Raw genomic sequence first — 24,682 nt, 5'->3', positions numbered from 1 at the left:
CCGAGCCCGTCATGCCCGGCCCGCTTCGAAGTGGGCCGCGGCGACCACCAGGTCCTGCCAGGCCATGCCCACGCTCTTGAACAACCGCGGCTGATCGGAAGGGAGTCGGGCGTCGCCTCGTACGAGGTCGGCGAGGCCGACCAGCGTGCCGGGATCGAGCGCCCCTGCCTGCACGGCCAGGACGATGTCGCCCGCCTCACGCAGCGCCGCCGAAACCGCCTCCACCACCACAGTCGAACGCCCGACAGCCGTCTCGTCGACCTCCCGGGCGTCCGGCTCGTGCGATCCGACGGCCACCACGGTCGCGTGCGGCGGCAGCAGCGAGCCGTCGAACAACGGTGTGCGCGCCGTGGTGCAGCAGGCCACGACGTCCGCGTCCGCGACCTCGTCCGCACTGCCGACTCGCGCCCCGATGTCAGCGGCGAACGCGCGGGTGCGCTCGGCGTTCCGGCCGACGACCACGACGTCCCGGATCGGCCGGACGCACCGCAGCGCCTCGACATGCGACCGTGCCTGCGGCCCCGTCCCGAACAGCACCAGTCGGCTCGCCCCCGGTTCGGCGAGCGCGTCGACTGCCACGGCCGACACCGCCGCGGTACGCACGCTGGTGAGCGCGATCCCGTCCAGCAGTGCCAGCGGGGTGAGGGCCTCGCCGTCCAGCAGCAGGTAGTTGCCCTGGATCCGCGGCAGTTCCCGTGCCGGGTTGTCCGGCGCCACGGTCACCACCTTGACCCCGGCGTACGAGCCCCAGTGCGCGGGCATGAGCAGGAGCTGCCCCCGCGGCACCGGGACGGCCGAACGCGGCGGACCGGCCTCCGGGTCGAGCCCGCCGAGCAGGCTCGCCCGCAGCGCGCCGATGGCCGCCTCCATGGGAGGCGCGCCCCCGAGAACAGTGATCACAGCTGGAAACCCTCCTTGCGCACCCGTCATCTCCGATCCATTCCTCCCCACACCGGCCCCGACCTGATCATCGAGACCCACCGCAAGGAGAAGTACGGCCGATGGCTCGCCACGGTCACGGCAGCCGAGGGCGCATGCCTGAACACCGACCTCGTCAACGCCGGCCACGCCGCCCCGTACGACGGCCACGGCCCCCGGCCCCCTCCCTCACGATGGCCAACAAGCGCGACGAGGACACCCTGTCGGAGAACGTCCGCCGCCTGTTCCGCACCAGCAGAGTCGGCAGAGCCGTCTTTGCCGTCGACTGCGACGACCGGGGCCGCCCGATCGGCGAGGACGGCGACCCCGTCGGCCCCCGCGAGAACGACGACCAGGACGAGCCTGCTGACGGCAAGCACCCCATCAACGTCCACGCTTCGGCACCGTGGCCGGGCTCGCCGGGATCCTGTCTTTCACCCTGGTCCGCACGGACTCGGTCCAACCGGACCAGGGGCTCGGTGTCCGGCTGGCGGTCGTCGCGGTCGCGGCGGCGGTGACGCTCGGGACGAGCCTCGTCACCGCCCGACGGGCCCTGCGGACACCGGCGGGGACGCGGTGACGCCGGCCGCGTGAGGCCGGCTGGTGGGGGCAGGCGCCCAAGCGCTTGCCCCCACAGGCATGTCATGCGTCGCGGTCCAGGAGGCCGGACGTCGCCAGCAGGTAGCCCAGTTGGGCCCGGCTGCCGCTGCCGAGGCGCACGGAGACCTTGTGGATGTGCTCGGCGACGCTGCGTCGGCTCATGCCGAGGCGCCGGGCGATGGCGCTGTCGGTCTCCCCGGTGACCACGGCCCGCAGGATGGTCTGCTGCAGGTCGGAGGTGACCACCGGGCTGCGCTGCGCCGAGTCCGCGGGGCGCACCGGCATCGAACGCTCCCAGACCTGGTCGAAGAAGCGGACGACGAACCTCACCAGGGCCGGGTCCCGGATCTGCAGCGCTCCCGCGTTCGTGTCCTCGGACAGCGGAATGAAGGCGACCTCGCGGTCGCAGACGATGACGCGTTCCAGAATCTCGGCGAGGGTGCGCACTTCGGCCCCGGCGGCCGTGACCTGCTCGATGTAGGACATCGTCGGCCGATGTGTGTAGACGGTGTGCTGGTAGATGGTGCGCTGGCGCACCCCTCGGCCGAGCGCCCGCAGATCGCGGCCCGTTGCGTCCTGCAGCGCCGACTCCGAACGTCCGCCGCCCGGTTGGGCCGTGAGCAGTTCGCGCCGGCAGCCGCCGACCGCCACTTCGAGGGCCGCGTTGATGACGGCCTTCCCGGTCAGCCGGGCCACCAACGGCCGGGTCTCGTCCTGCTCCTGGGTGTAGACCGACTCGAACGCGGTCAACCAGGCCTGTACGGAGTGCAGTTGCCTGCGCTGCTCCGCCATCCGGTCCTCGATGGGGCTCACTACGGCGAGCCGCGCGCCCTCCGGCGGGACGGGCACGCAGAACCCGGGCGCGTCCTCGTCGTCCACGACGAGGTGCAGGTCGATCAGGCAACTCGGCACGTCGACGCGGCGCACGCGTCCCTCGCGCAGGGCGCGGCGGTAGACCGACAGGGCCTGTTCGCAAGGCCGTTCGAGGCATGTTTCGCCGCAATCGGACGCCCGTGCACCGAAATGATCACGCTTCACAAGTGTGCAGATTACATTCGTGAGCCGCCGTTCATGAGGGTCAATTCGATGCTGTCTGCCTAGCGTGCGGTGGGACCGTTTCCACTCAGGCGTTCGAGAAGGAAGTCACTCATGCCCGACTCCACACGACACGGCAGCGTCCTGGCAGGGGCGTGTTCGTGACGTCCGGTGAGGCGACGGCCCGGGAACGCAAGTACCGGATCCTGGTGGCCGGTTACGCGGTCTCCTCGTACGGCAGCTTCCTGAACATGGTGGCGCTCAACCTGTATGTGTACGCCATCACGGACCGGGCGCTGGCCGTCGGCGCGTTCATGGCCGTACGGCTTGCGGCGGGCTTCGTCGCGGGGTTGCTCGCGGGCACGATCCTGGCGCGTTGGTCGGCGAAGGGGGCCATGTTCTGGGTGAACGTGGTCCAGGCGGTCGCGCTGCTCCTCCTGATCACGGCGCCCGACGGGCTGCGTACCGCCGCGGTGTTCGCCGTGTCCGCGGTGGCCGGCGTCACCAGCACGCTGTTCATGGTCGCCCTGCGCGGCACGGTCATCCCGGAGGTGATCGAGGAGAGCCGCCGCACCTGGGCCAACTCACTGATGGTCAGCTGGCGTTCGATGGCGATGGTCGCGGGGTTCGCGTCTTCGGGCGTCGTGGTGTCCCTGCTCGGCTACACCGCGGCCTTCCTCGTGGACATGGCCACCTTCCTGGTCTGCGCGGCGACCGTGGCCCTTCTGCCCGCCTCTGAGCGCACGGCGGACCGGGCGAACGCCGAGAAGGGGGACACAGACGGGCGGCCGGGGCGCCGACTGCCCGCCGCGGTCGTGGCATTGGCGGCCGCGCCCGTCCTCGGCCTGATGGTGCTGCTGCGCGGCGTCGACGCGCTCGGCTCGTCCTCGCACAACGCGGCGCTGCCCGTGTACTCCACCCAACTGGACACCGACAGCCCCGCCGTCTTCGTCAGCGTCTTCTGGTGCGTGTGGGCGCTGGGCAACGTCCTGGTCCAGCAGGTGATCCAGCGATACACCAAACGCACGGGGCGGGCGGTCGGCGCGTTGGGCTTCGGCGTCGGCACCATCGCGATGTCCGCCGGCTTCATCCTGGCCTTCGCCGGGTTCCCCTGGGCCGTGACCGTGCTGGTGGCCCTGGTGGCGGGCGCGGCCGACGGGCTCACCGAAGTGTCGTACACCTCGCATCTGCAGGGCCTGCCGGACGCCTTCCGCACGCACGCCTTCGGGCTGTCGGCCACCGTGGAGAGCCTCGGTTTCGGCGTCGGCATGATCGCGGTCGGTGCCGCGCTCGACGCCTTCAGCCCGTTGTCGGTGGTGACGGTCGCGCACGGTGCAGCCATCGCCGTCGCCGTGGTCTTCGTGGCCCTGGTGCTCCGGCAGCGCGCCGCGGGCACGGAGGGCGTCGGGCGCAGGCAGAAGTCGCGCAAGGAGCGGGGGGAAGCGGGTGCGGGACCGGCGCGTGGCGGTCATCGGGATGGCGCTGAGGTTTCCGGGGGCTGAGACCCCGGAGGAGTACTGGAACGACATCACATCCGGCGTCTCGCACGTACGCCCCTTCACCCGGGGCGAGTTCGAGGCGGCGGGCATACCCGAGGAGGTCCTCGGCGATCCGGACTTCACCGGTGCCAGTGCCCTGCTGGACGGCATCGACCAGTTCGACGCCGGGTTCTTCGGGATGAGCGGCCGCGAGGCCACGCTGACCGATCCGCAGCAGCGGCTGTTCCTCGAGTGCTGTCACCATGCTCTGGAGGACGCCGGGTACGCCGGGTCGGGCGGGCGGAGCGGCGTGTCCACGAGGCCCGGTGACCGGATCGGCGTGTACGCGAGCATCGGGTACCGCCTCTACTCCCTGCACAGCTATCTGGCCTCCAACATCCGGGATCTCGCAGGCGACGAATGGACCTCGGTGAAGCAGGTCCAGGTCGGCAACTACCCGGACTTCACGGCCAATCGGGCCGCCTTCCGGCTCGGTCTGCGCGGACCGGCGGTCAATGTGGCCACGGCCTGTTCGAGCGCGCTCGTGTCGGTGCACCTGGCCTGTCAGGCGCTGCTGGCGGGCGACGCCGATCTGATGGTGGTGGGCTCGGCCGCGCTCCATCTGCCGCAGATCACCGGGCATCGCCATGTCCCAGGGTCGACGATCTCGCGGAGCGGCGCCGTACGAGCCTTCGACGCGGCGGCGGACGGCACGGTGGGCGGCAACGGTGTGGCCGTCGTCGTACTCAAGCCGCTGGCGAAGGCCCTCGCCGACGGCGACACCGTCCACGCCGTCCTGCTGGGCTCCGCGGTCACCAACGACGGTGCGGACAAAGGGGGGTTCGCGGCTCCGGGAGTCCCTGCTCAGCGCGACGCGGTGCTCGACGCGCTCGACCGGGCCGGGGTCGGCGCCGACTCGATCGGCTATCTGGAGGCGCACGGCACCGGCACGTTCAAGGGCGACCCCATCGAATTCGCCGCGCTCACCGAGGCGTTCCGCCGGCACACCGCCCGTACGGGCTTCTGCGCGCTCGGTTCCACCAAGCCCGCCATCGGGCACCTGGACAGCGCCGCCGGTCTGGCCGGGCTGATCAAGGCGATCCTGGTGCTGCGCCATGGCGTCATCCCGCCGCTGGTGAACTTCAGCCGCCCCAACCCCCGACTGGGCGTCGAGGACAGCCCGTTCGTCCTGCCGCGAAACGCCTCCGCCTGGCCCGGGCAGCGCCCGCGACGTGCGGGCGTGCACTCCATCGGCATGGGAGGGACCAACGCCCATGTGATCGTGGAGGAGGCACCGGCACCGCCGGCACGGCCCGCGGCCACAGCGCCCGCACCCGCCCTCCTCCCGCTGTCGGCCCAGACCCCCGAGGCCCTGGTGCGGTACGCCCGGTCCTTCCGGGACACGCTGGCGGCCCGGCCGGACATCGACCCCGCCGATCTCCTGACGACGACCGCGCTGGGCCGACGGCAGCTGCGGCATCGGCTCGTCGTCACCGCAGCCCCCGAGGGCCTGGTCGAAGCGCTGGACGCCTGGCTGACGGCTCCGGACAAGGCGGCGGGCACTCATCACGCCGGCACGGTGGAGACTGCGGCGGCGCCCGCGTTCGTCTTCAGCGGCCAGGGCGGCGGCGGCCCGGCCTCGGGCGCCGCGCTCGCCGCCCGCTTCCCGGTGGTGGCCGACGTCCTGGAGGAGTGCGCGCGGATCCACCGGCAGGAGACGGGTGAGGACGGCTTCCTCGACCGGCTCGTCGGCGGAGCGGGGCCGGAGCACTGGGACACCGCCTTCGCCCAGCCCGCATTGTTCGCCCTGCAGGTCGCGCAGGCCCGGCTCTGGCGGCACCTCGGCGTGGTGCCGACCACGGTCGCCGGGCACAGCGTCGGGGAGTACGCGGCCCTGTGCACCGCGGGCGCGCTGTCCCTGGAGGACGGGATGCGGCTGCTGTGCCGGCGAGGGCGCCTCATGCAGGACACTCGGCCCGGCGCGATGCTCGCCGTGTTCGCCTCCCGGGCCCGGGTACGCCAACTGCTCGCCGACATCGGCGAGTCCGGGCTCGGCCCGCTGGAACTCGCCGTGTCCAACGGCCCCGGGCACCAAGTCGTCGCGGGATCGCCCGCGGCCGTGCAGGCGGCCCGCGGCTGGCTGGCCGAACACCGGGAGGCGGGCGAGCCGCTTCCCGTCGACCGCGCCTTCCACACGGCACTGCTCGACCCCGTGCTCGACGAACTGCGCACGGCCGCCGAGAAGATCCAACTCCGGCCCGTCGAGACCGAGTTCATCAGCGGTCTCGACGGGACGGCGCATCCGCCGGGCTGGCTGCCCGACGCGGACTACCTGGTACGCCAGGCCCGGGCCACCGCCGACTTCCACGCCGTCCTGCGCACGCTCACCCCCGCGGTCGTCCTGCTCGAACTGGGACCCGGCGCACCGCTGACCGGAATGGTCCGCAGGACCCTGCCCGGCACGCCGTGCGTGCCGACCCAGCGCCCGGGCCAGGGCACCGAAGCGCTGTGGACGGCGGTGGCCCGACTGCACTGCGCCGGGGTCGGCCTGGACTGGGCGGCCCTTCTGGAGGGGTGCGCGGGGCGGCGGATCCCCCTGCCCACGTACCCGTTCCAGCACCAGTCGTATTGGATCGGCCCGCCCCCGCCGGCGGCGAGGCGTGCGCCCGCAGGTGACAGACCCGCAACCGAACCTTCCGTGGAGACCGACGTGACCGAACACGCAGTACTCGAGCGGGTACTGGATCTCACCGCGCAGCATCTCGGCCACGACCGGGCCGGCCTGCGGGACGAGGAGACCTATGTCGGCCTCGGCGCGGACTCGCTCCAACTCATTGGCATGCTGAGGCAGTTGGAGGGCGAGTTCGGGGTACGTCTGACCGTGCGGGAGTTCATGGAGGAGGCGGGCACCCCTAAGCTGACGGCCCGTCTGATCACCGCCCGTTCCGGGCAGCCGAGCCCGGAGCCCGCCGCCGCGCCCATCGAGGTACGGCACTTGCCCACCCCGGCGGAGCCGGACCGCGCCGAGGCCTCCGCGGCTCAAGGCGTACCGGCGCTCACACGGCAGGCGGCACCCGGCGGACGCAAGGCCAGCGATGCCCCAGCACACGACGCACCCGCGGCCCCCGACTACGCGACCCGCGCCGAGATCGCCGAACTCAGGCGTCAGATCGATGTGCTCGCCGAGACCCAGGCCGCGCTGATCACCCAGCTCTCCGAAGCCGTCGCCCTCCTCAACGCCGAGCGCGCCCGATGAGCGCCACCCCGGCAGACCGGGCCGCCGAACTCTCCCGGCAACTCACCGCACAACTCGCGGCAGCCAAACAGCGCACCGCCGCGCCTGAGCCACCCCCCGAAACCCCGCCACGAGCGCGCCCCGAAATACACGGCCCCCGCGTCACCCTCCCGGAGGGCTCCGGCATGGCGGGCGACACCGCCGACATCGCGCAGCGGGCGCACGCCGACGAGCTGGCCCGGCGGCTGACCGAGCGCACCCGCACCTCCAAGGAGCTTGCGCAGCAACGGCGTTCGGTGCTGGCCGACAGCCGTGCCGTGGTCGGGTTCCGCCGTTCCACCAAGGAGACGCTGTACCCGATCTCGGCCCGCTCGGCGCGCGGCGCCCGGGTGACGGACGTGGACGGCAACGAGTACACCGACATCACCATGGGCTTCGGCTCCCTGCTGTTCGGCCACGAACCGGAGTTCGTCACACAGGCCGTGCGCGCCCACCTCGACCAGGGGCTGCGGTTCGGCCCCCGCCCCGTGGAGGCCGGTGAAGTCGCCCAGCTGCTCGCCGACTTGACGGGCATGGAACGGGTGGCGTTCGCGGCCTCCGGCACCGAGGCGAACTCCGCGGCGATCCGGCTGGCCCGGGCCGCCACCGGACGCGACCGGATCGTCATGTTCCGGGGCTCCTACCACGGCCATGTCGACTCCGTGCTCGGCCGCCCGGGACCCGACGGCCGGCAGGCCGTCCCGGTGTCGCGCGGCATCCCCGACAGCGCGGTGTCCGAGCTGATCGTCCTCGAATACGGCAGCCCGCAAGCGTTGGAGACCATCGACGCGCTGGGCGACTCCATCGCCGCGGTCCTCGTCGAGCCGGTGCAGTGCCGCAATCCCGCGCTGCGCCCGGTCGCGTTCCTGCGCACCCTGCGCGAGCTCACCCGCCGCCGGGGCATCGTGCTGCTCTTCGACGAGATGCTCACCGGTCTGCGCCCGCATCCGCGCGGCGCACAGCACCACTTCGGTGTCGTCCCCGACCTGGCCACCTACGGCAAGGCGCTCGGCAGCGGCTACCCGATCGGCGCGATCGCGGGCCGCGCCGACATCATGGACGGGGTCGACGGCGGCTTCTGGCGGTACGGCGACGACAGCCGGCCCATGGCCGAGACCACGTTCTTCGGCGGCACCTATCTGCAGCACCCGCTGTCCATGGCGGCCGCCAAGGCGGTGCTCACCCGTCTGCACACCGAGGGCCCGCAGCTCCAGGAGCGGCTCAGCGCCCGCACCGACGCCCTGGCGGCGGACCTCAACGGCTTCTTCCAGGATGAGGAATTCCCCCTGGAACTCAGCCACTTCGGATCGATGTTCCGGTTCACCCACCGGGCCGACATGGAGCTGCTGTACCAGCATCTGCTGGTGCGCGGCGTCTACGTGTGGGAGTGGCGCAGCTTCTATCTCTCCACCGCCCACACCGACGGCGACGTCGCCCGCGTGGCGGACGCGGTCAAGGACTCGCTGCGCGATCTGCGCCGGGGCGGCTTCTTCCGCACCTCCCGGCCGCAGCCCGCGGCGAAGCCGCAACGCCCGCGTCCCGCCCCCGACTTCGGCGTGTACTTCTTCGGCGACTACCCCGAGGGCGACGGCACGCCCCGCCCGTCCGACGCCTACGACCGGCTCGTCGAGACGGCGCGCTTCGCCGACACCCACGACTTCAGCTCGCTGTGGCTGCCCGAACGCCACTTCCACTCCTTCGGCGGCCTCTTCCCCAACCCGGCCGTGCTGGCCTCCGCGCTGGCCCGCGAGACCAGCCGCATCCGGCTCAACGCCGGTTCCGTCGTGCTGCCCCTGCACGATCCCGTCCGGGTCGCCGAGGAGTGGTCGGTCGTCGACAACCTCTCGGGCGGCCGGGTCGGCCTGGGCTGCGCCACCGGGTGGCACGCACAGGACTTCGCGCTCCACCCGGACCGGTTCGCCCGGCGCAAGGAGATCGCCTTCGCCCACCTCGACGACGTCCGCACGCTGTGGGGCGGCGGTACGGTGCGGCGGCTGACCGGCGAGGGCCGCGAGACCGACGTACGCATCCATCCCCGGCCGGTGCAGGACCTGCCGCCGCTGTTCCTCGCCACCTCGGGGCGGCGCGCCTCCTACGAGGACGCGGGGCGGCGCGGGCTCGGGATCGTCACCAACCTGATGGGCCAGTCCGTCGAGGAGCTGGCGGAGAACGTCCGGCACTACCGCAAGGCCCGCGAGCAGCACGGCCTCGACCCCGACGCGGGCCGCGTGACCGTGCTGCTGCACACCTATCTCGGCGAGGACCACACGGCCGCACGGGCCGAGGCCCTGGAGCCGATGACCCGCTATCTGCGCTCCTCACTGCAGATGCGCTCCGCGGCGACCGCGCTCGGCACCGGCCCGCAGGATGTGGCGGCGGCGAGCGAGGAGGACCTGGACTATCTGTTCCGGCGGGCCTACGACCGCTACTGCGACGAGCGTGCCCTCATCGGCACGCCGGAGAGCTGCTCACCGCTCGTGGACGCCCTGCGCGAGGCGGGCGTCGACGAGATCGCCGCCCTCGTCGACTTCGGCATGCCGGCCGACCGGATGCGCGCCGGCCTGGCACACCTGGACGCGCTGCGCCGACGCCACCAGGAGGCCCGACTCCCGGAACCGGTCGAGGTGTCCGCGCCCGCGACCGCCGCCCAGCGCAGGCTCTGGCTCGCCGCACAGCTGATCGACGACCCGGCCGCGTACAACGAGATCCAGGCGGTGCGCCTGCACGGCGCGCTGGACGAGACGGCGCTGCACACGGCCGTGGCGGGTCTTGTCGAGCGGCATGCCGCACTGCGCACCGTGTTCCGCGCGGGCGCCGGGGACGAGACGGTCCGGCAGGTCGTACGGCCGGATCTGCGCGTTCCGTTGCGGGTGACCGACGCTCAGGGGCAGGACGCGGACACGGCCGTCGCCGCGCTGCTCCGTGAGGAGAGCACCCGGCCCCATGACCTGGCCGAGGGCCCGCTGTTCGCCCCCAGGCTGCTCAGACTCGCACCGGACGACCATGTGTTGGTGTTCGGGCTGCACCACATCGTCACCGACGCCCACTCCGCGGGGATCCTCGCGGCCGACCTCGAGGAGCTGTACACGGCCGCGGTGGAGCAGCGCCCGGCCGTGTTCACGGGCCCGGCCACCAGCACGGTCGACGCCGCGCCGCCGGAGCCGGACCCGGCGGACCTGGAGTGGTGGCTGCGCCGTCTGGACCCGCTGCCGCCCGTTCCCGCGCTGCCCACCGACCGGCCGCGCGGCAAAAGGGTCGCCGGACGTGGCGCGGCGGTCGAGGTCGCGCTCGACGAGGAGCGGGCGGCCGGACTGCGGGAGTGGAGCGGCCGGCAGGGCGTCACGCTGTTCGCCACGCTCCTCACCGGCTGGCAGCTGGTGCTGCGCGAGCGTTCGGGCCAGGACGAGTTCACCGTCGGCTCCACCTTCGGCGGGCGCACCGCCGCGACGGCCGGGACTGTCGGCTTCCATGTCGCCGTGCTGCCGCTGCGCGCCGCGCTCACGGCCACGACGTCACTGCGCGATGCCGTACGGGCCACCCGCGACGCCCTGTTCGAGGCCGAGGCGCACCAACACGTGGACCTCGACACCCTGTTGGCGACCGTCAACCCCGACCCCGGCAACCCGCGCCCGCTGATCACCGTGTCCGCGGACCTCGACACCGCACCGCTGGCCGGGATCCGGCTGCCCGGACTGCGCGCCGAGCAGGTCGACGGGGGCGCCGAATCGGCCCCGCTCGAACTGGCGTTGATGGCCATCCGCACCCGGGCCGGCCTGCGGCTGCGGATCCGCTACGACGCGGACCTCTTCGACGCCACGACGGTCCAGGGGTATCTGGAGGACCTCGACCGGGTCCTGCGCGCGATGACGAGCGGGAGCGCCCAACTGGTGGGAGACGTACGGCCCGCCACGGACTCCGTCCGGGAGACGCTTCGCTCGCTGTGGCAGACGGTGCTCGGTGTCGACGAGGTGCCCGACAACGCCAACTTCTTCGACCTCGGCGGCAGTTCCATCTCGGCGATACGGCTCGGCAACCGCGTACGCGACGCACTGAACGTCGAGTTCTCGCTGGCCGACTTCTTCGCGGACGCCACCTTGGCCGCCATGGTCCGGGATCTTGGCGCGGACGGCGGCGATCCCCGTCCGAAGGCGACCGAACCCGATCCGCAGGCAGCCGAACCGGCCGAGGGGGAACGCCAGGCCGGACCCGTACGCCTCGCCGAGCCCGTCTTGCCCGCTGCGCCGGGCGACGGCTTCGAAGTCGTCGACCGGGCCCCGGTCACCGACCAGCAGAGCCGGGTGATCGCCGCCCACAACGTCACGGCGCAGCCCCAGGTGTGGAACGTGCCGACCCGGATCCGGTTCACGGGCCCGCTGGTCCCGGACGCGCTGCGCGCGGCGCTCGCCGAGCTGATCGACCGGCACCACGCCCTGCGCACCCGCTTCGTGCGGGACGGCGAGGGAGCTTGGTGGCAGGAGGTCGTGGCGGCGCCTCGACTGCGGCTGCAGATGGACGACTTCAGTCGTCTTCCGGCCGACCGGCGGGCGGCCCGCGTGGACAAGGTGTGCCGTGCTCTGGTCGCGGAGCCCTTCGATCTGACGCGTCCGTCGCTGCCCCGGCTGCGGCTGCTGCGGGTCGACAGGGACGAGTGGGTGCTGATGTTCATGGTGCATCACATCTGCACCGACGGCTGGTCGCACTCCGTGCTGCTGTCGGAGCTCGCCGAGCTCTACACGGCGGCAGCGGCCGGCACCGCACACACCCTCGCCCCGCCCTCGTCGCAGCCCACCGACTACGCCCGCCGCCAGCGGGCGCGGAAGAACCCGCGGACGGAGGCCGAGCGGGCCGCGCGCTGCGTCGCCTATCTCGACGGTGTGCCGGCCCGCGTGGAGGTGCCCACGGACCGGCCGCGGCCGGAGCGGCTGAGCGGCGACGGCGAGACGATCCGGGGCCAGGCCTCGGGTGAACTCCGGGCGAAGGTCGAGGAGTTCGCGGCCTTACGGCATGTGACGCCGTTCGCGGTCGCGGCGTCCGGACTCGGAGTGCTGCTGGCGCGGCTCTCCGGGCAGCGGGACGTGCTGCTGAGCGTTCCGTACGCCAACCGAGAGGGCAGCGACACCGAGTCGCTGGTGACCATGACGACGACGGCCGTCATGGTGCGGGTGCGCATCGACCCGGACGAGAGCGTCGCCGAGCTGGTCGCCCGGACCGGTGCCGGGGCCCTGACGACCATGGCGAACGTGCTGCCCACCACCCGGGTCCTGCAGGCGATGCGGGAGGCCGGTGCGCGCGAGGTGCCCGAGATCGTGCCGAACGCCCTCGCCTTCCAGAACACCGACGACCTCGACATCGAGATACCGGGTCTGCGGGTCGAAGTGGACGATCTGGCACCGTCCGTGGCCCGCGCGGAACTGACCTTCGGTTTCAAGCCGTACCGCGACCGCAGCCGGGGTTACCGAACGTTTCTCGAATATTCGGCCGACCTGTGGGACAGGGAGACAGCGGAGGGCATCCTCGCCTCCTATGTCGCCCTGCTGGACGATCTGTGCACTCGTCCGGACCAGCAAGTCCGCACACTGCTCACCCCTCATACGCCGACTGGAGAGACGTACGCCGAATGACCAAGGTCTCGGACAACCCTCACATCGAGGATCTGCTCGCCTATCTCGAGGGCAGCTCCTCGCCGTACCACGCCGTGGCGCTGGCCGCGGACCGGCTCGAGAAGGCCGGATTCAAGGAGCTGCGGGAGACGGAGGAGTGGACCGGTCACACCGGTGGCTGCTTCATCGCCCGCGGCGGCGCCCTGCTCGCGTGGTACGTCCCCGCGGACGCGCCCGCCCACGCCCCGTTCAGAATCGTCGGCGCCCACACCGACTCCCCGAACCTGCGGGTCAAGCCCACGCCGGACATCGGGTCCGCGGGCTGGCGCCAGGTCGCCGTGGAGGTCTACGGAGGCGTCCCGCTCAACACCTGGCTCGACCGCGATCTGGGCATCTCGGGGCGGCTGACCCTGCGCGACGGTACCGCGAAGCTGGTCAAGATCGATGAACCGCTGCTGCGCGTACCGCAGTTGGCCATCCACCTCGACCGCTCGGTCAACGACGGGCTCACCCTGGACCGGCAGCGGCAGACCCAGCCGATCTGGTCGCTGGGCCGGCCCGAACAGGGTGCGCTGCTGCGCCGGGTCGCGCGCGAAGCCGACCTCGACGTCTCCGACGTCCTCGGCTGGGACCTGATGCTGCACGACGTGCAGGCACCCACTCTGCTGGGCGCGGAGCGGGAGTTCCTGGTCTCCGCCCGGCTGGACAACCTGGTGTCCGTGCACGCGGGAGTGACCGCGCTGACGTCGGCCGCCCAGGTGTGGTCGGGCGACGGAGGGGCCCCGCAGGCCGTGCAGGTGCCGGTGCTCGCCGCCTTCGACCACGAGGAGGTCGGCAGCGGCTCCGAGACCGGCGCGCAGAGCCCGCTGCTGGAGCGTGTGCTCAGCCGGGTGGTCGCCGCCCGGGGCGGCAGCGGGGAGGACTGGTCACGGGCGCTCGCGGGCTCGCTCTGTGTCTCCGCGGACATGTCGCACGCGGTCCACCCCAACTACAGCGAGCGCCACGATCCGGACAACCATCCCCTGCCGGGCGGTGGCCCGGTGGTCAAGGTCAACGTCAACCAGCGCTACGCCACCGACGGGACCGGCTTCGCCGCCTTCGTGGCCGCCTGCGAGCGGGCCGGGGTGCCGTGGCAGCGGTTCGTGTCCAACAACGCGATGCCCTGCGGTACGTCGATCGGGCCGATCACCGCGGCACGTCTGGGCGTGACCACGGTCGATGTCGGAGTGCCCGGCCTCTCCATGCACTCGTCGCGCGAACTGGTCGGGGCCGCGGATCCGGGGTTCCTGGCCCGGGCGCTGGCGGAGTTCGTGACGACCGCCTGATCGGGAGCACCGCACCGGTCGGAACCAACATGAGCACGAGAGGCAGAAGGTGTCCGCACGGAGCTTCACCCTCAAGGGAGCCGCCCCCGAGAACGCGGCGCTGCGCCTGCTGATCGTCCCCCACGCGGGAGCGGGAGCGGCGAGCGGTCTGGCGTTCGCGGGGCACGCTCCGGACGACTGGCTGGTGGCGACGGCCCGGCTGCCCGGCCGGGAGTCGCGCATCCGGGAAGCCGTTCCGGAGCTGCCCGGTCTGGTGGCGGACGTGGTGGCCACGATCCGCGCGCTGCCCGGGACGGCCCCGTTGATCGTCGTCGGGGTGTGCTCCGGTGCGGTCATCGGCCTCGACGCCGTACGCGAGATCGAGCGCTCCGGTGACGGCACGGTGGCGGGCTTCGTCGTCGTGTCGCAGTGGGCGGTGAACGAACGGCCGGATCCCGCCCGCCGGTTGCTGCGCGACACCGACGACCCCGCCGAAGTCCTGGCCGTACTCCAGGACTTCGGCGGTGTGCCGGAGACGCTCGCCGCCCAGGACGAGATGCTCAGGCTGCTCCTGCCGGCCATCGTGGCGGACATGCGCGCCGTCGAGGACTATGTCGCCGATCCCGCCACCGCGGCCGTCAACTGCCCGCTGCTGGCCCTGTTCGGCGACGAGGACGAGCTGTGCCCCGAGGAGCGCACCGCAGGCTGGTCCCTGTTCAGCGAGGCGACGCGCACGGTCTGGCTGCCCGGCGGCCATCTGCTGCTGGCGGACGAGCCCGCGCAGCTGGTGGAGGCGATCGCCGACCATCTCGACCACTTCCGGAGCGCGCAGCTCCAGCCCTGACGCCCCGCAGTCCTGACGTTCCATCACATCACCTCCCCCCACTTCGCTGTTGACATCACACTCCGAGGTTGACATCACATGACGACGGCAGCAGTCGACGCCGAGCGGCGGATCGATGCCCTTCTGCTGGAGCAGTGGGACCGTGACCCCGACCTGCCCGCACTGATCTCCGGTGACACCGTCCTGACCCGGGGCGAGCTCAAGGACCGGGTGCTGCGGACCGCCGCGGCGCTGCGCGCCCGGGGGGTGCGGCGCGGCGACCGGGTGGCGGTGTATCACGAACGGTCCGTCGAGTTCGTGGTGTCCGTCCTGGGCGCGGTCTTCGCGGGCGCCGCCCATGCGGCGTTCGACGTGGACGACCCGCTGCAGCGCACCCTGGGGATGCTCGAGGACTGTGCACCGCGCGCCGTCCTGACCGGCGCGGCGCTGTCCGCCCGGTTCCCCCAGGAGGCGGGCCTGCCGGTCCTGACGGACGAGGAGTGCCGTACGTACGACCCGGCGGACGTGTCGGAGTCGGTGACCGCCTCGCCGAACGACCCCGCGGTCGTCCTCTACACCTCCGGCTCCACCGGACGGCCCAAGGCGTCGCTGATCAGTCATCGCGCGCTCGTCTCACGGCTGCTGGCCCTGCAGGCCTCACACCGTATGGACGAGGACGACCGGATCATCCACCACACGGCGTGCAGCTTCGACATGTACCTCGCCGAGGTCCACTGGCCGCTGGTGGCGGGGGCGACCGTCGTCCTCGCGGCCCCGCGCCGCCAGCGCGACGCCGACCATCTCGCCGAGCTGATCCACGACCACAGGATCACGACGTTCTACTGCGTCGTGTCCCTGCTCGACCTCTTCCTCCTCGCCCGGGATCCGGCCGAGCGCTACGACGGGATACGCCAGGTCCTCACCGGCGGCGAGCCCCTCAGCCCCGACCTGGTCAGACGGTTCCACGCCCGGTCCACGGCCTCGCTCACCAACCTCTACGGCCCCAGTGAATGCACCATCTACTGCACCGCCTGGGAGTGCCCGCGCGATCCGGACCTCGACACCGTGCTGATCGGCTCCGCCATTGCGGACACGGAGCTGTGGATCCTCGACGAGAACGGTGCCCCGGTCCCCGCCGGGGAACCCGGGGAGCTCTACATCGGCGGTGCCGGTCTCGCCCTCGGCTACCTCAACCGGCCGGAACTGACCGCGGAACGCTTCATCACCTCCTCCGCGGTGAGCCCGGACGGCCGCCTCTACCGCTCCGGGGACCTCGTCCTGGCCCGCCCCGACGGTGCCCTCGAATTCCTCGGCCGTGTCGACCGGCAGGTGAAGATCCGGGGCATCCGCATCGAGCTCGGTGAGATCGAGTCCACCGCGGGGCGCTGCGCGGGCGTCAGGCAGGCGGCGGTCGTCGCCCACGGCGAGGGCGCCGACAAGAGGCTCACCGCGTACGTGGTCCCCGCGGACGGCGTGGCACCGGCGGAGCTTGTCCCGGCGGTACGGGACGCGCTGCGCTCCTGGCTTCCGCACTACATGGTGCCGACGGCGATCGAGGCCCTCGACGCGCTGCCGCTGACCGCGAACGGCAAGCTGGACCGCCTCCTGCTGGAGGAGCGCGCGGCCCGATCCGCCGCCGGCGCGCCGCCTCCGCGTACGGCGCCCGTCGACGGGCCCACCGATCTCGTCCAGGTGGTGTCCCAGGTGTGGTGCGACGTCCTCGGTGTCTTTGCGGTCGGCCCGGACGACGACTTCTTCGATCTCGGCGGGGACTCCTTCAAGGTGGTCACCATCGTCGAACGGCTCAAGAGCCTGCTGGCGGTGGAGATCCCCATGGCGGCCCTGCTCCTCGAACCGACCGTGGCCGGCTTCGCCGCGGAGCTGCGCAGCATCACCCTTCAGGAGCCCACGCGGTGAACTCCCCTCGAACAACCGGCGGTCCAGGCCGTCCCCCGGCGCGCCGGCAGAACGTCATCCGTCGCTTCGCCGATCTCGCACCGGAGCGATTCGGCGCCCGCCGCCCCGTGGTCACCCTGTTCAGCGGAGGTTTGGACAGCACGTATCTGCTGCACCGGCTGACGAAGGCCGGATTCGCCGAGATCCACGCGGTCAGCGTCGATCTGGGCGCGGGCGAGGATCTGGACGAGCAGCGGCTCGTCGCCGACCGGCTCTCGGTGCATCTGCATGTCATCGACGGCCGGCGGATGTTCGCCGAGGAGTATGTGCGTCCCGCGATCGCGGCGCAGGCCGTCTATCTCGACACCCATCCGATCAGCTCCTCCCTGAGCCGGCCCCTGATCGCCAAACTCGCCATGGAGATCGCCGTCGAGCTCGATGCGTGGGGTGTACTGCACACCGCCAACCGGTCGCAGAACACCCTGCGCAGACTCAACGGCGCACTGGAGCTGCTGGGTTACTCCGGTCATTGCGGCAGCCCCTATGAGCTCGACCCGGTCAGCCGCGACGCCAAGAGCCGGGAACTGGCGGACATCGGGCTCGTCCACATGAGCCGGCGGATCGCCAGCATCGACGCGAACCTGTGGTGTCGGGAGTTCGAGTCCGGCGTGCTCGACGATCCCGAGGAACACACCGTTCCCGAGGAGCTGTACCGCTGGAGCCTGCTGGGCGAGGGGGTCCCGGACACGACGGTCGAGATCGGCTTCTGTGAGGGCGTTCCCGTCTCCCTCGACGGCAACCCGCTGCCCCTGCCCGAGCTCATCGAGACCCTCAACCACCTGGCCGGCGCCCATGGAATCGGCCGCTACAGCGGACTCGAACATCTCCCGGGCGGTCAGAAGGTGCTGGAACTGCGCGAGATGCCGGCCGCCGCCCTGCTCCTGAAGTCCTACCGCCATCTGGAGACGGCCACCCTGGGTGCGGAGACGATCCGGGAGAAGATGCACATCGAGCAGCTCTGGGTCCGGGAGGCGCTGGAGGGGCGCTGGTTCGGGGAGCTGCGGCGGGCGGGGCAGGCCTTCATCGACTCCTGCGCCGCCCAGGTCGGCGGAACCGTGCGCTGGCGGTTGGGGCAGGGCTCGGCCCAGACCCGCTCCATCGTCGCCCACTCCCCCCGCTATCTGCGCAACCGAGAGGACTGGGAGGAGCAGTCGGCGCACGCCGACGGGTGAGCAGAGCGCCGCCGGGTGCCAGGAGCACCGAGAGCTAGGACGAGCGCCACCACGCCGTGACTGAGTGGGGGCTCATGAGGAGTTCCCCGACGCCAGAAGACACGCAGACCCGTGTACGGGGCGAGCGGCGGCGCCACGGCGAGGCGGCGGCCGCCCGCTACGCCGAAGCCCTCCCCCGACGGGAGCCGGCCGAGCAGCTCAAGGAACCCCTGCAGACCCTGACGATGTGGGCCGGACAGCCGCAGCCACAAGGGCCAGAAGAACGTCGGGGCTTCTTGGGCCGCAGGACAAGCGAGTGCCCGTGCTACGCCCTCGCACCGCGCCGGGTACCGGCCACCGCCCGCAGCACGTCGACCAGTGCGGCCACCGTCGGCCGGCGCTCGGCGGCGGAGCGGAACACCACGACGATGTGCCGCTCGACCCTCTCGCGCAGTCGCACCACGTCGAAGCAGGAGGCGCGCAGTCTGAGCATCAGCTCCGTCACCGTGCTGATCCCGATGCCCGCCTCGACCAGCGCCAGCGTGGCCGCGGTGTCGGTCACCTCGTGCTGGACGTCGGGCTCGACACCGGCCCGTCGGCAGGCGGTGCGCACGGCGCGACCGTAGTAGCTGTCGGGAGAGGGCAGGATCCAGCCCAGGTTCTGCGTGTCGGCCAGGGCGACCTCCTCGCGGCCCTCCAGCCACCCGGTGGGCACGGCGAGGGAGAACCGCTCCCGTTCCAGCTGCATCACCCGCAGCGCCGGATCGCGCGGGATGGGCACATCGGGATAGTCCAGCCCGAGGGCCAGATCCACCGCGCCGGAGGCGACGGCGTCGTACACCTCGTCCACGTCCATGTCGCGGCTGTGCACGGCGAGCCCGGGATGCGCCTCGCGCACCCGCTGCAGCGCCGGCGGCAGGATCTCGGCGGCCGCCGTGGCGAACAGCCCCACCACCAGCACTCCCGAGACCTCGCCCCGGCTGCGCTCCAGGGCCTCGACCGCCTCGGCCTCCGTGGACAGGATCCGCTCGGCATGCCGGGCCAGCGTCTTCCCGGCGTCGGTCAGCTCCACCCGGCGCCCCACCCGCTGCAGCAGCTCCATACCGGTGGCCTTCTCCAGCGCGGCGATCTGCTGCGAGACCCCGCCGGGCGTGTACCCCAGTGCCCGGGCCACCGCGGTGATGGTTCCGCGCCTGGTCAGCTCCACCAGGGAACGCAGCTGGGAGCTCGTCCAGTCCATATAGGAACACTAATAGATCGGGCGCAGTAACTGTTCATGGACGTCAAAGGTCGGGTTGCGTCACGATGACGGGCAGAAAGCTGATCAGCGTCTCGCCCACCACAGCGTCAGCTCCCCGGAAGGGACGGCCCTTGTCCTCCTCATCCGCCTTCCGCTCCGTTCCGCCGACCGCAGACGTCGTGATCATCGGCGGGGGTGTGATGGGCGCCAGTGCCGCGTTCCATCTCGCCGAAGCGGGGGTGAGCGACATCGTCGTCGTGGAGCGCGGCGACCTGGCCTGCGGCAGCTCGGGCAAACCGATCGGCGGTGTACGCGCCCACTTCTCCGACCCGCTCAACGTCGAGCTGGGCAGCCGGAGTCTGCGCGCCTACGAGAACTTCCCGCACCGCCCCGGTGCCGACATCCGCCTCGACACCGTCGGCTATCTCTTCCTGCTCACCGACGAGCGGCAGGCCGCGGACTTCGAGACCGGCGTCAGGACCCAGAACGCCCTCGGCGTCCCCACCCGCATGATCACCCCGGAAGAGGCCCGGCGCCTCTGCCCCTACGTCAGCACCGACGGACTCGTGGCCGCCACGTACTCACCCACCGACGGCCATGCCCGCCCCGGCCTGGTCGTGCACGGCTACGCCGACGCCGCCGCCCGCGCCGGGGCCACCTTCGCCACCCACACCACCGTCACCGGCATCGACACCGCAGGCGATCGCGTCACCGCCGTCCACACCGACCACGGCCGTATCGACTGCAACACCGTCATCTGTACGGCGGGCGCCTGGTCGCGCCTGATCGGCGACATGGTCGGCATCCACCTCCCGGTCCGGCCGGTACGCCGTCAACTCGCCTTCACCGAACGGCTCGTGCCCCCGGCACCCCGCATCCCCTTCACCATCGACTTCGCCTCGTCGGCCTACTTCCACAACAGCGACGACGGCCTGCTGTTCGGCCTCGCCGACCCCCGCCAGCCCGACGGCTTCGACACCACCTGGACTCCGGAGTGGCTCGAACTGTTCCGGGACGCCGTACGGCAACGGGCCCCCGAACTGGCCGACATGAGGACCGTCGGCGGCTGGGCCGGCCTCTACGAGGTCACCCCCGACCACAACGCCCTCATCGGCCGCTCCGGCGAACTCGTCAACTTCCTCTACGCCACCGGGTTTTCGGGCCACGGCTTCCTGCAGGCCCCCGCCGTCGGCGAGGTCCTGCGCGACCTCCACCTGGAGCGCGCACCCTTCGCCGACATCTCCCCGCTCAGCGCCGACCGCTTCCGCTCCGGAGCCGAGATCCGCCCCGAAGCCCACGTGGTGTGACCACCGGAGACCGTCAGCAACTCGACGGCCCGCTCAGCCGAACCGCCCTTTCCCACTGACCGAACCCCGAGGAAGCGCCATGACGAGCACCACCCTGCCCGGCACCGAGGACCTGCGCGCCCGCGCCCGTACCAGCCTGGAACGCATCGGCGTCACCGTCCCCGAAGGCGCCGACCTCCAGGCACGTACGCCGATCACCGGCGAGGACCTCTTCGGGCTCACGGCCGCCACCGCCGCCGACACCGAGGAGGCCGTCACGGCCACCCGCGAGGCCTTCCGAACCTGGCGCACCACCCCGGCCCCGCGCCGCGGTGAACTCGTGCGCCGACTGGGCGAGTTGCTGCGCGACCACAAGAGCGACCTGGCCGACCTCATCACCATCGAAGCGGGCAAGATCCGCTCGGAGGCGCTCGGTGAGGTCCAGGAGATGATCGACATCTGCGACTTCGCGGTCGGCCTGTCCCGCCAGCTCTACGGCCGCACCATCGCCTCCGAGCGCCCCGGCCACCGCCTGGCCGAGACCTGGCACCCGCTGGGCGTGGTCGGCGTGATCTCCGCGTTCAACTTCCCGGCCGCCGTGTGGTCCTGGAACACCGCGGTGGCCCTGGCCTGCGGCGACACAGTGATCTGGAAGCCGTCCGAGCTCACCCCGCTGATCTCCCTGGCCTGCGACCGGCTGCTGGCCCGGGCCGCAGACGAGACCGGCGCACCCCGGGACGTGCACCGCCTCCTGCTCGGCGACCGCACCGTCGGCGAGCGGCTCGTCGACGACCCGCGCGTCGCCCTCATCAGCGCCACCGGCTCCACCCGCATGGGCCGCGAGGTCGGCCCCCGTGTCGCCGCCCGCTTCGGCCGCACCCTGCTGGAACTCGGCGGCAACAACGCCGCCGTCGTCGCGCCCTCGGCCGACCTCGACCTCGCCGTGCAGGGCATCGTCTTCGCCGCAGCCGGCACGGCCGGGCAGCGCTGTACGACCCTGCGCCGCCTCATCGTGCACCGCGACATCGCCGACACGCTCGTCGCACGGCTCAAGGCCGCGTACGCCAGGCTCCCCATCGGCGACCCCTTCGACGAGAACACCCTCGTCGGACCGCTCATCTCCACCAAGGCCCTCGACGGCATGCAGGACGCCGTCACCCGCGCCCAGGCCCAGGGCGGCAAGATCCTGGTCGGCGGCGAACGCCGACTGTCCGAGACCGCGCCCCGCGCCGCCTATGTCGAACCGGTGATCGTCCGCGTCGACGAACAGACCGACGTCGTACGGGAGGAGACCTTCGCGCCAATCCTCTACGTCCTGACGTATGACACGCTCGCGGAGGCCATCGCCCTGCACAACGACGTCCCGCAGGGCCTGTCCTCCAGCATCTTCACCCGCGACCAGCAGGAGGCAGAGCTCTTCCTCTCCGCCGAGGGCTCCGACTGCGGCATCGCCAACGTCAACATCGGCACCTCCGGCGCGGAGATCGGCGGCGCCTTCGGCGGGGAGAAGGAGACGGGCGGCGGCCGCGAGTCGGGTTCCGACGCCTGGCGGGCCTATATGCGGTCGGCCACCAACACCATCAACTACTCCGGCCGACTCGCGCTGGCCCAGAACGTCAGCTTCCTCTAGGGGATCACCGCGCCGAGCGCGGTCAGCGGGGTCGATGGCGCGCGGTGACGTCCGCCAGATAGCCGCGCAGCATGACCTTGGCCTCGTCGAGGAGTTCCACGTCCCCCTCGGCGTCCCGCCGGAACGCCTCCTGCGCCAGCGCGTCGGCCGCGAGGACCGCGGCGTGGCAGGCGGCGGCGAGGGTCTCGTGGTCGTGGGCCATGCCGAGCGCGAGCAGGACACGGCGGATCCCGTCGGCCATACGGCGCTTGTGCGCCCGGTCCGCGGCGCGGGTCCGCTCGGTCAGGCCGCTGCCGAACCACAGGGCCCGGAAGCCGCGTTCGGTGCGGTAGATCCCGGCGAACGCGTCGATGAGCACGCCCACCGGGTCCTCCCAGCGCTCCTGGGCCGCGGCCTGGACGAGGCCGTCCATGGCGGCCTCCAGTTTCGCGAAGTAGCCGGCCGCCAGCGCGTCGATGATCGCGTCGCGGTCGGGCAGGTACTGATACAGCGAGCCGACCGACACCTCGGCCTCCCCGGCGACCCGGGTCGTCGTCAGCGCCTCGACGCCCTCACCGATCAGGACGCGCTCGGCGGCCTCCAGGACCCGCGCCAACCGCGCCTTGCTGCGCGCCTGTTGAGGGGTACGGCGCAGCGGAGCGGCCCCGCTGACATCCGCGGTCGCCTCACCCACGAACAACCTCCGAACCTGAACGTGACTTTGTTTCATGTTTAGGTTACGGTCCCGCACATGACCGACTCAAGCACGGCGCTCGGGCGGGAGCGGGCCGCCGTGGCGGACGCCTGCCGCCGGCTGGGGGCCGAGGGCCTGCTCATCGGTACGGCCGGGAACGTGAGCGTACGGGTGGGGGAGCGGGTCGCGATCACCGCGACCGGAGCGGTGCTCGCCGAACTCACCGCGGACCAGGTGACGGTGGTCGACCTGGACGGCAAGGTCGTGGCCGGGGCCCTGGAGCCCACCTCGGAACTGGATCTGCATCTGGGTGTCTATCGGCGCTACGGCACCGGCGCCGTCGTCCACACCCACGCCCCGATGGCCACCGCGCTCTCCTTGGTCCTCGACGAACTGCCGTGCATCCACTACCAGTTGCTCGCTCTGGGCGGTACCGTCCGCGTCGCGCCGTACGCCACCTTCGGCACCCCCGAACTCGCCGAGTCGGTGCTCGCCGCGCTGGAGGGCCGCAGCGCCGCCCTGATGGCCAACCACGGTGCGCTCACCCATGCGTCGACCCTGGACAAGGCGGTCGAGCACGCCCTGCTGCTGGAGTGGGCCTGCGGTGTCTACCAGCACGCCGCCGCGCTCGGAACGCCGCGGACCCTCGACGAACAGCAGCAACTCGCGGTCATCGAGGCCGCGATCGCCCGCAACTACGGCACCACCCACCCCGTACCACCCGCGCAGGAGGAAGAGCGATGAAGGTCGTCACGATGGGCGTGCACGTGCTGGACGTACTGGTACGGCCGGTGGAGGAGATACCCGAGGGCCAGGGCGCGACCCTCGTCGACGACATCCGGATGACCGCCGCCGGGACGGCCGCCGGCACCGCCCTCACGCTCGCCAAACTGGGCGCCTCGGTGCGCACCGCCGGTGCGATCGGCACCGATCCGACCGGCGACCTGCTCGTCCAGCTCCTCGACAGGGCAGGCATCGACACCGGGCTGCTCGTCCGCCGCGTCGACACCTCGACCTCCGCGAGCGTCCTGCCCATCCGCCCCAACGGCGACCGCCCCTCGCTCCATCTGCTCGGCGCCAACATCACCTACGGCCTCGACGACGTGCCCTGGGACGCCGTGGCCGAGGCCGGCCACCTCCACCTGGGCGGCCCCGAGCTGATCGGCGCCGACGTCGCCGCGCGCATCCTGGCGCACGCCAAGGAACACGACGTGGTCACCTCCGTGGACCTCCTCGCCCCCGGCGAACTGGGGACCTTCGACCAGATCGAACCGCTTCTCCCGTACGTCGACCACCTGCTCCCCAACGACGACCAGGTCCTCGGCTTCAGTGAGGAGCAGGACCTCGTGACCGGCGCGAAGAAGTTCCTCGCCGCCGGGGCCGGTCTCGTCGCCGTCACCCGCGGCGGCGACGGTGCGCTCCTGGTGACGGCGGACGGCACGGAAACGGTCCCCGCCTTCGAGGTCGACGTCGTCGACACCACCGGCTGCGGCGATGCGTTCTCGGCAGGTTTCATACGAGGCATCAGCCTCGGCCGCACCCCGCGCGAGGCCGCCGTGCTGGGCAGCGCCGCGGCCGCGCTGGTGGCGCAGGGGTTGGGCAGCGACCACGGGGAGTTCGACCTGCCGGAGGCCGACGAGTTCGCCATGACCCACAAGACGCGCTTGTGAGCCGGTCGACTCCCGATAAACCGGTGTAAACCGTCACCGAGTCA

General features: G+C 72.0%; 15 protein-coding genes and 1 pseudogene. 12 read left to right on the top strand and 4 right to left on the bottom strand.

Annotation, left to right across the window (positions count from 1 at the left end):
- Positions 1–9 precede the first annotated feature (9 nt).
- A complete protein-coding gene (locus ACWDAG_RS11840) occupies positions 10–900 on the bottom strand; it encodes an ornithine cyclodeaminase family protein (protein ID WP_450695436.1) in 891 nt (296 codons plus the stop codon).
- Positions 901–1,324: 424 nt separating this feature from the next.
- On the opposite strand from ACWDAG_RS11840, the gene ACWDAG_RS11835 reads away from it, so the two are divergent.
- On the top strand, positions 1,325–1,498 hold the full coding sequence (locus ACWDAG_RS11835) for a hypothetical protein (RefSeq protein WP_450695435.1): 174 nt from the start codon (positions 1,325–1,327) through the stop codon (positions 1,496–1,498).
- A 62-nt stretch (positions 1,499–1,560) separates the two neighbouring features.
- Here the strand turns inward: ACWDAG_RS11835 and ACWDAG_RS11830 are convergent, their stop codons facing one another.
- Positions 1,561–2,445: a LuxR C-terminal-related transcriptional regulator gene (locus tag ACWDAG_RS11830; protein ID WP_450695434.1), complete on the bottom strand. Its 885-nt coding sequence runs from the start codon at positions 2,443–2,445 to the stop codon at positions 1,561–1,563.
- Positions 2,446–2,624: 179 nt separating this feature from the next.
- Here ACWDAG_RS11830 and ACWDAG_RS11825 point away from each other — a divergent pair.
- The 7 genes and pseudogenes from ACWDAG_RS11825 to ACWDAG_RS11795 all read left to right on the top strand — a co-directional run.
- Positions 2,625–3,680, top strand: a pseudogene (locus tag ACWDAG_RS11825) (MFS transporter); the annotation flags it as partial.
- A 319-nt stretch (positions 3,681–3,999) separates the two neighbouring features.
- Entirely contained in the window at positions 4,000–7,287 is a 3,288-nt protein-coding gene (locus ACWDAG_RS11820) for a type I polyketide synthase (RefSeq protein WP_450695433.1), read from the top strand.
- Positions 7,284–12,926, top strand: a complete 5,643-nt coding sequence (locus ACWDAG_RS11815; protein ID WP_450695432.1) for a MupA/Atu3671 family FMN-dependent luciferase-like monooxygenase — start codon at positions 7,284–7,286, stop codon at positions 12,924–12,926. Before ACWDAG_RS11820 ends, ACWDAG_RS11815 begins: the two co-directional genes overlap by 4 nt.
- On the top strand, positions 12,923–14,230 hold the full coding sequence (locus tag ACWDAG_RS11810) for a M18 family aminopeptidase (protein WP_450695431.1): 1,308 nt from the start codon (positions 12,923–12,925) through the stop codon (positions 14,228–14,230). Before ACWDAG_RS11815 ends, ACWDAG_RS11810 begins: the two co-directional genes overlap by 4 nt.
- A gap of 49 nt (positions 14,231–14,279) precedes the next feature.
- Complete coding sequence (locus tag ACWDAG_RS11805; protein WP_450695430.1) at positions 14,280–15,053, top strand: thioesterase II family protein; 774 nt, start codon at positions 14,280–14,282, stop codon at positions 15,051–15,053.
- A gap of 78 nt (positions 15,054–15,131) precedes the next feature.
- Positions 15,132–16,949, top strand: a complete 1,818-nt coding sequence (locus ACWDAG_RS11800) for an amino acid adenylation domain-containing protein (protein WP_450695429.1) — start codon at positions 15,132–15,134, stop codon at positions 16,947–16,949.
- Positions 16,946–18,160, top strand: coding sequence for an argininosuccinate synthase-related protein (locus tag ACWDAG_RS11795; RefSeq protein WP_450695428.1), 1,215 nt, complete (start codon positions 16,946–16,948; stop codon positions 18,158–18,160). The genes ACWDAG_RS11800 and ACWDAG_RS11795 overlap by 4 nt, the downstream gene beginning before the upstream one ends.
- 304 nt (positions 18,161–18,464) lie before the next feature.
- Here ACWDAG_RS11795 and ACWDAG_RS11790 read toward each other — a convergent pair whose 3' ends face one another.
- Positions 18,465–19,379, bottom strand: a complete 915-nt coding sequence (locus ACWDAG_RS11790) for a LysR family transcriptional regulator (RefSeq protein ID WP_450695427.1) — start codon at positions 19,377–19,379, stop codon at positions 18,465–18,467.
- A 131-nt stretch (positions 19,380–19,510) separates the two neighbouring features.
- Between ACWDAG_RS11790 and ACWDAG_RS11785 the strand changes: the two genes are divergently transcribed.
- Both ACWDAG_RS11785 and amaB read left to right on the top strand, forming a co-directional pair.
- Entirely contained in the window at positions 19,511–20,686 is a 1,176-nt protein-coding gene (locus tag ACWDAG_RS11785; protein WP_450695426.1) for an NAD(P)/FAD-dependent oxidoreductase, read from the top strand.
- A 79-nt stretch (positions 20,687–20,765) separates the two neighbouring features.
- Positions 20,766–22,295, top strand: a complete 1,530-nt coding sequence (gene amaB, locus ACWDAG_RS11780; RefSeq protein ID WP_450695425.1) for an L-piperidine-6-carboxylate dehydrogenase — start codon at positions 20,766–20,768, stop codon at positions 22,293–22,295.
- A gap of 22 nt (positions 22,296–22,317) precedes the next feature.
- On the opposite strand, the gene ACWDAG_RS11775 is transcribed toward amaB, so the two are convergent.
- Positions 22,318–22,968 (bottom strand): TetR/AcrR family transcriptional regulator, encoded by a 651-nt coding sequence (locus ACWDAG_RS11775; protein WP_450695424.1) that lies wholly within the window; start codon positions 22,966–22,968, stop codon positions 22,318–22,320.
- 57 nt (positions 22,969–23,025) lie between these two features.
- Between ACWDAG_RS11775 and ACWDAG_RS11770 the strand changes: the two genes are divergently transcribed.
- Together ACWDAG_RS11770 and ACWDAG_RS11765 are read left to right on the top strand one after the other, a co-directional pair.
- Positions 23,026–23,712, top strand: a complete 687-nt coding sequence (locus tag ACWDAG_RS11770) for a class II aldolase/adducin family protein (RefSeq protein ID WP_450695423.1) — start codon at positions 23,026–23,028, stop codon at positions 23,710–23,712.
- Positions 23,709–24,638 carry a carbohydrate kinase family protein gene (locus tag ACWDAG_RS11765; RefSeq protein ID WP_450695422.1) on the top strand — a complete coding sequence of 310 codons (930 nt, stop codon included), beginning with the start codon at positions 23,709–23,711 and terminating at the stop codon, positions 24,636–24,638. The genes ACWDAG_RS11770 and ACWDAG_RS11765 overlap by 4 nt, the downstream gene beginning before the upstream one ends.
- Positions 24,639–24,682: the final 44 nt, after the last annotated feature.

This window comes from Streptomyces sp. NPDC001157 (genome assembly GCF_053598255.1).
This window is presented reverse-complemented; position numbering and strand designations above follow the sequence as displayed.

Bases quoted from the DNA above. Each gene is read 5' to 3' on its own strand.
- ACWDAG_RS11815 (WP_450695432.1), top strand. From the start codon at position 7,284: ATGAGCGCCACCCCGGCAGACCGGGCCGCCGAACTCTCCCGGCAACTC.
- ACWDAG_RS11810 (WP_450695431.1), top strand. From the start codon at position 12,923: ATGACCAAGGTCTCGGACAACCCTCACATCGAGGATCTGCTCGCCTAT.
- ACWDAG_RS11800 (WP_450695429.1), top strand. From the start codon at position 15,132: ATGACGACGGCAGCAGTCGACGCCGAGCGGCGGATCGATGCCCTTCTG.
- ACWDAG_RS11790 (WP_450695427.1), bottom strand. From the start codon at position 19,379: ATGGACTGGACGAGCTCCCAGCTGCGTTCCCTGGTGGAGCTGACCAGG.
- amaB (WP_450695425.1), top strand. From the start codon at position 20,766: ATGACGAGCACCACCCTGCCCGGCACCGAGGACCTGCGCGCCCGCGCC.
- ACWDAG_RS11770 (WP_450695423.1), top strand. From the start codon at position 23,026: ATGACCGACTCAAGCACGGCGCTCGGGCGGGAGCGGGCCGCCGTGGCG.
- ACWDAG_RS11765 (WP_450695422.1), top strand. From the start codon at position 23,709: ATGAAGGTCGTCACGATGGGCGTGCACGTGCTGGACGTACTGGTACGG.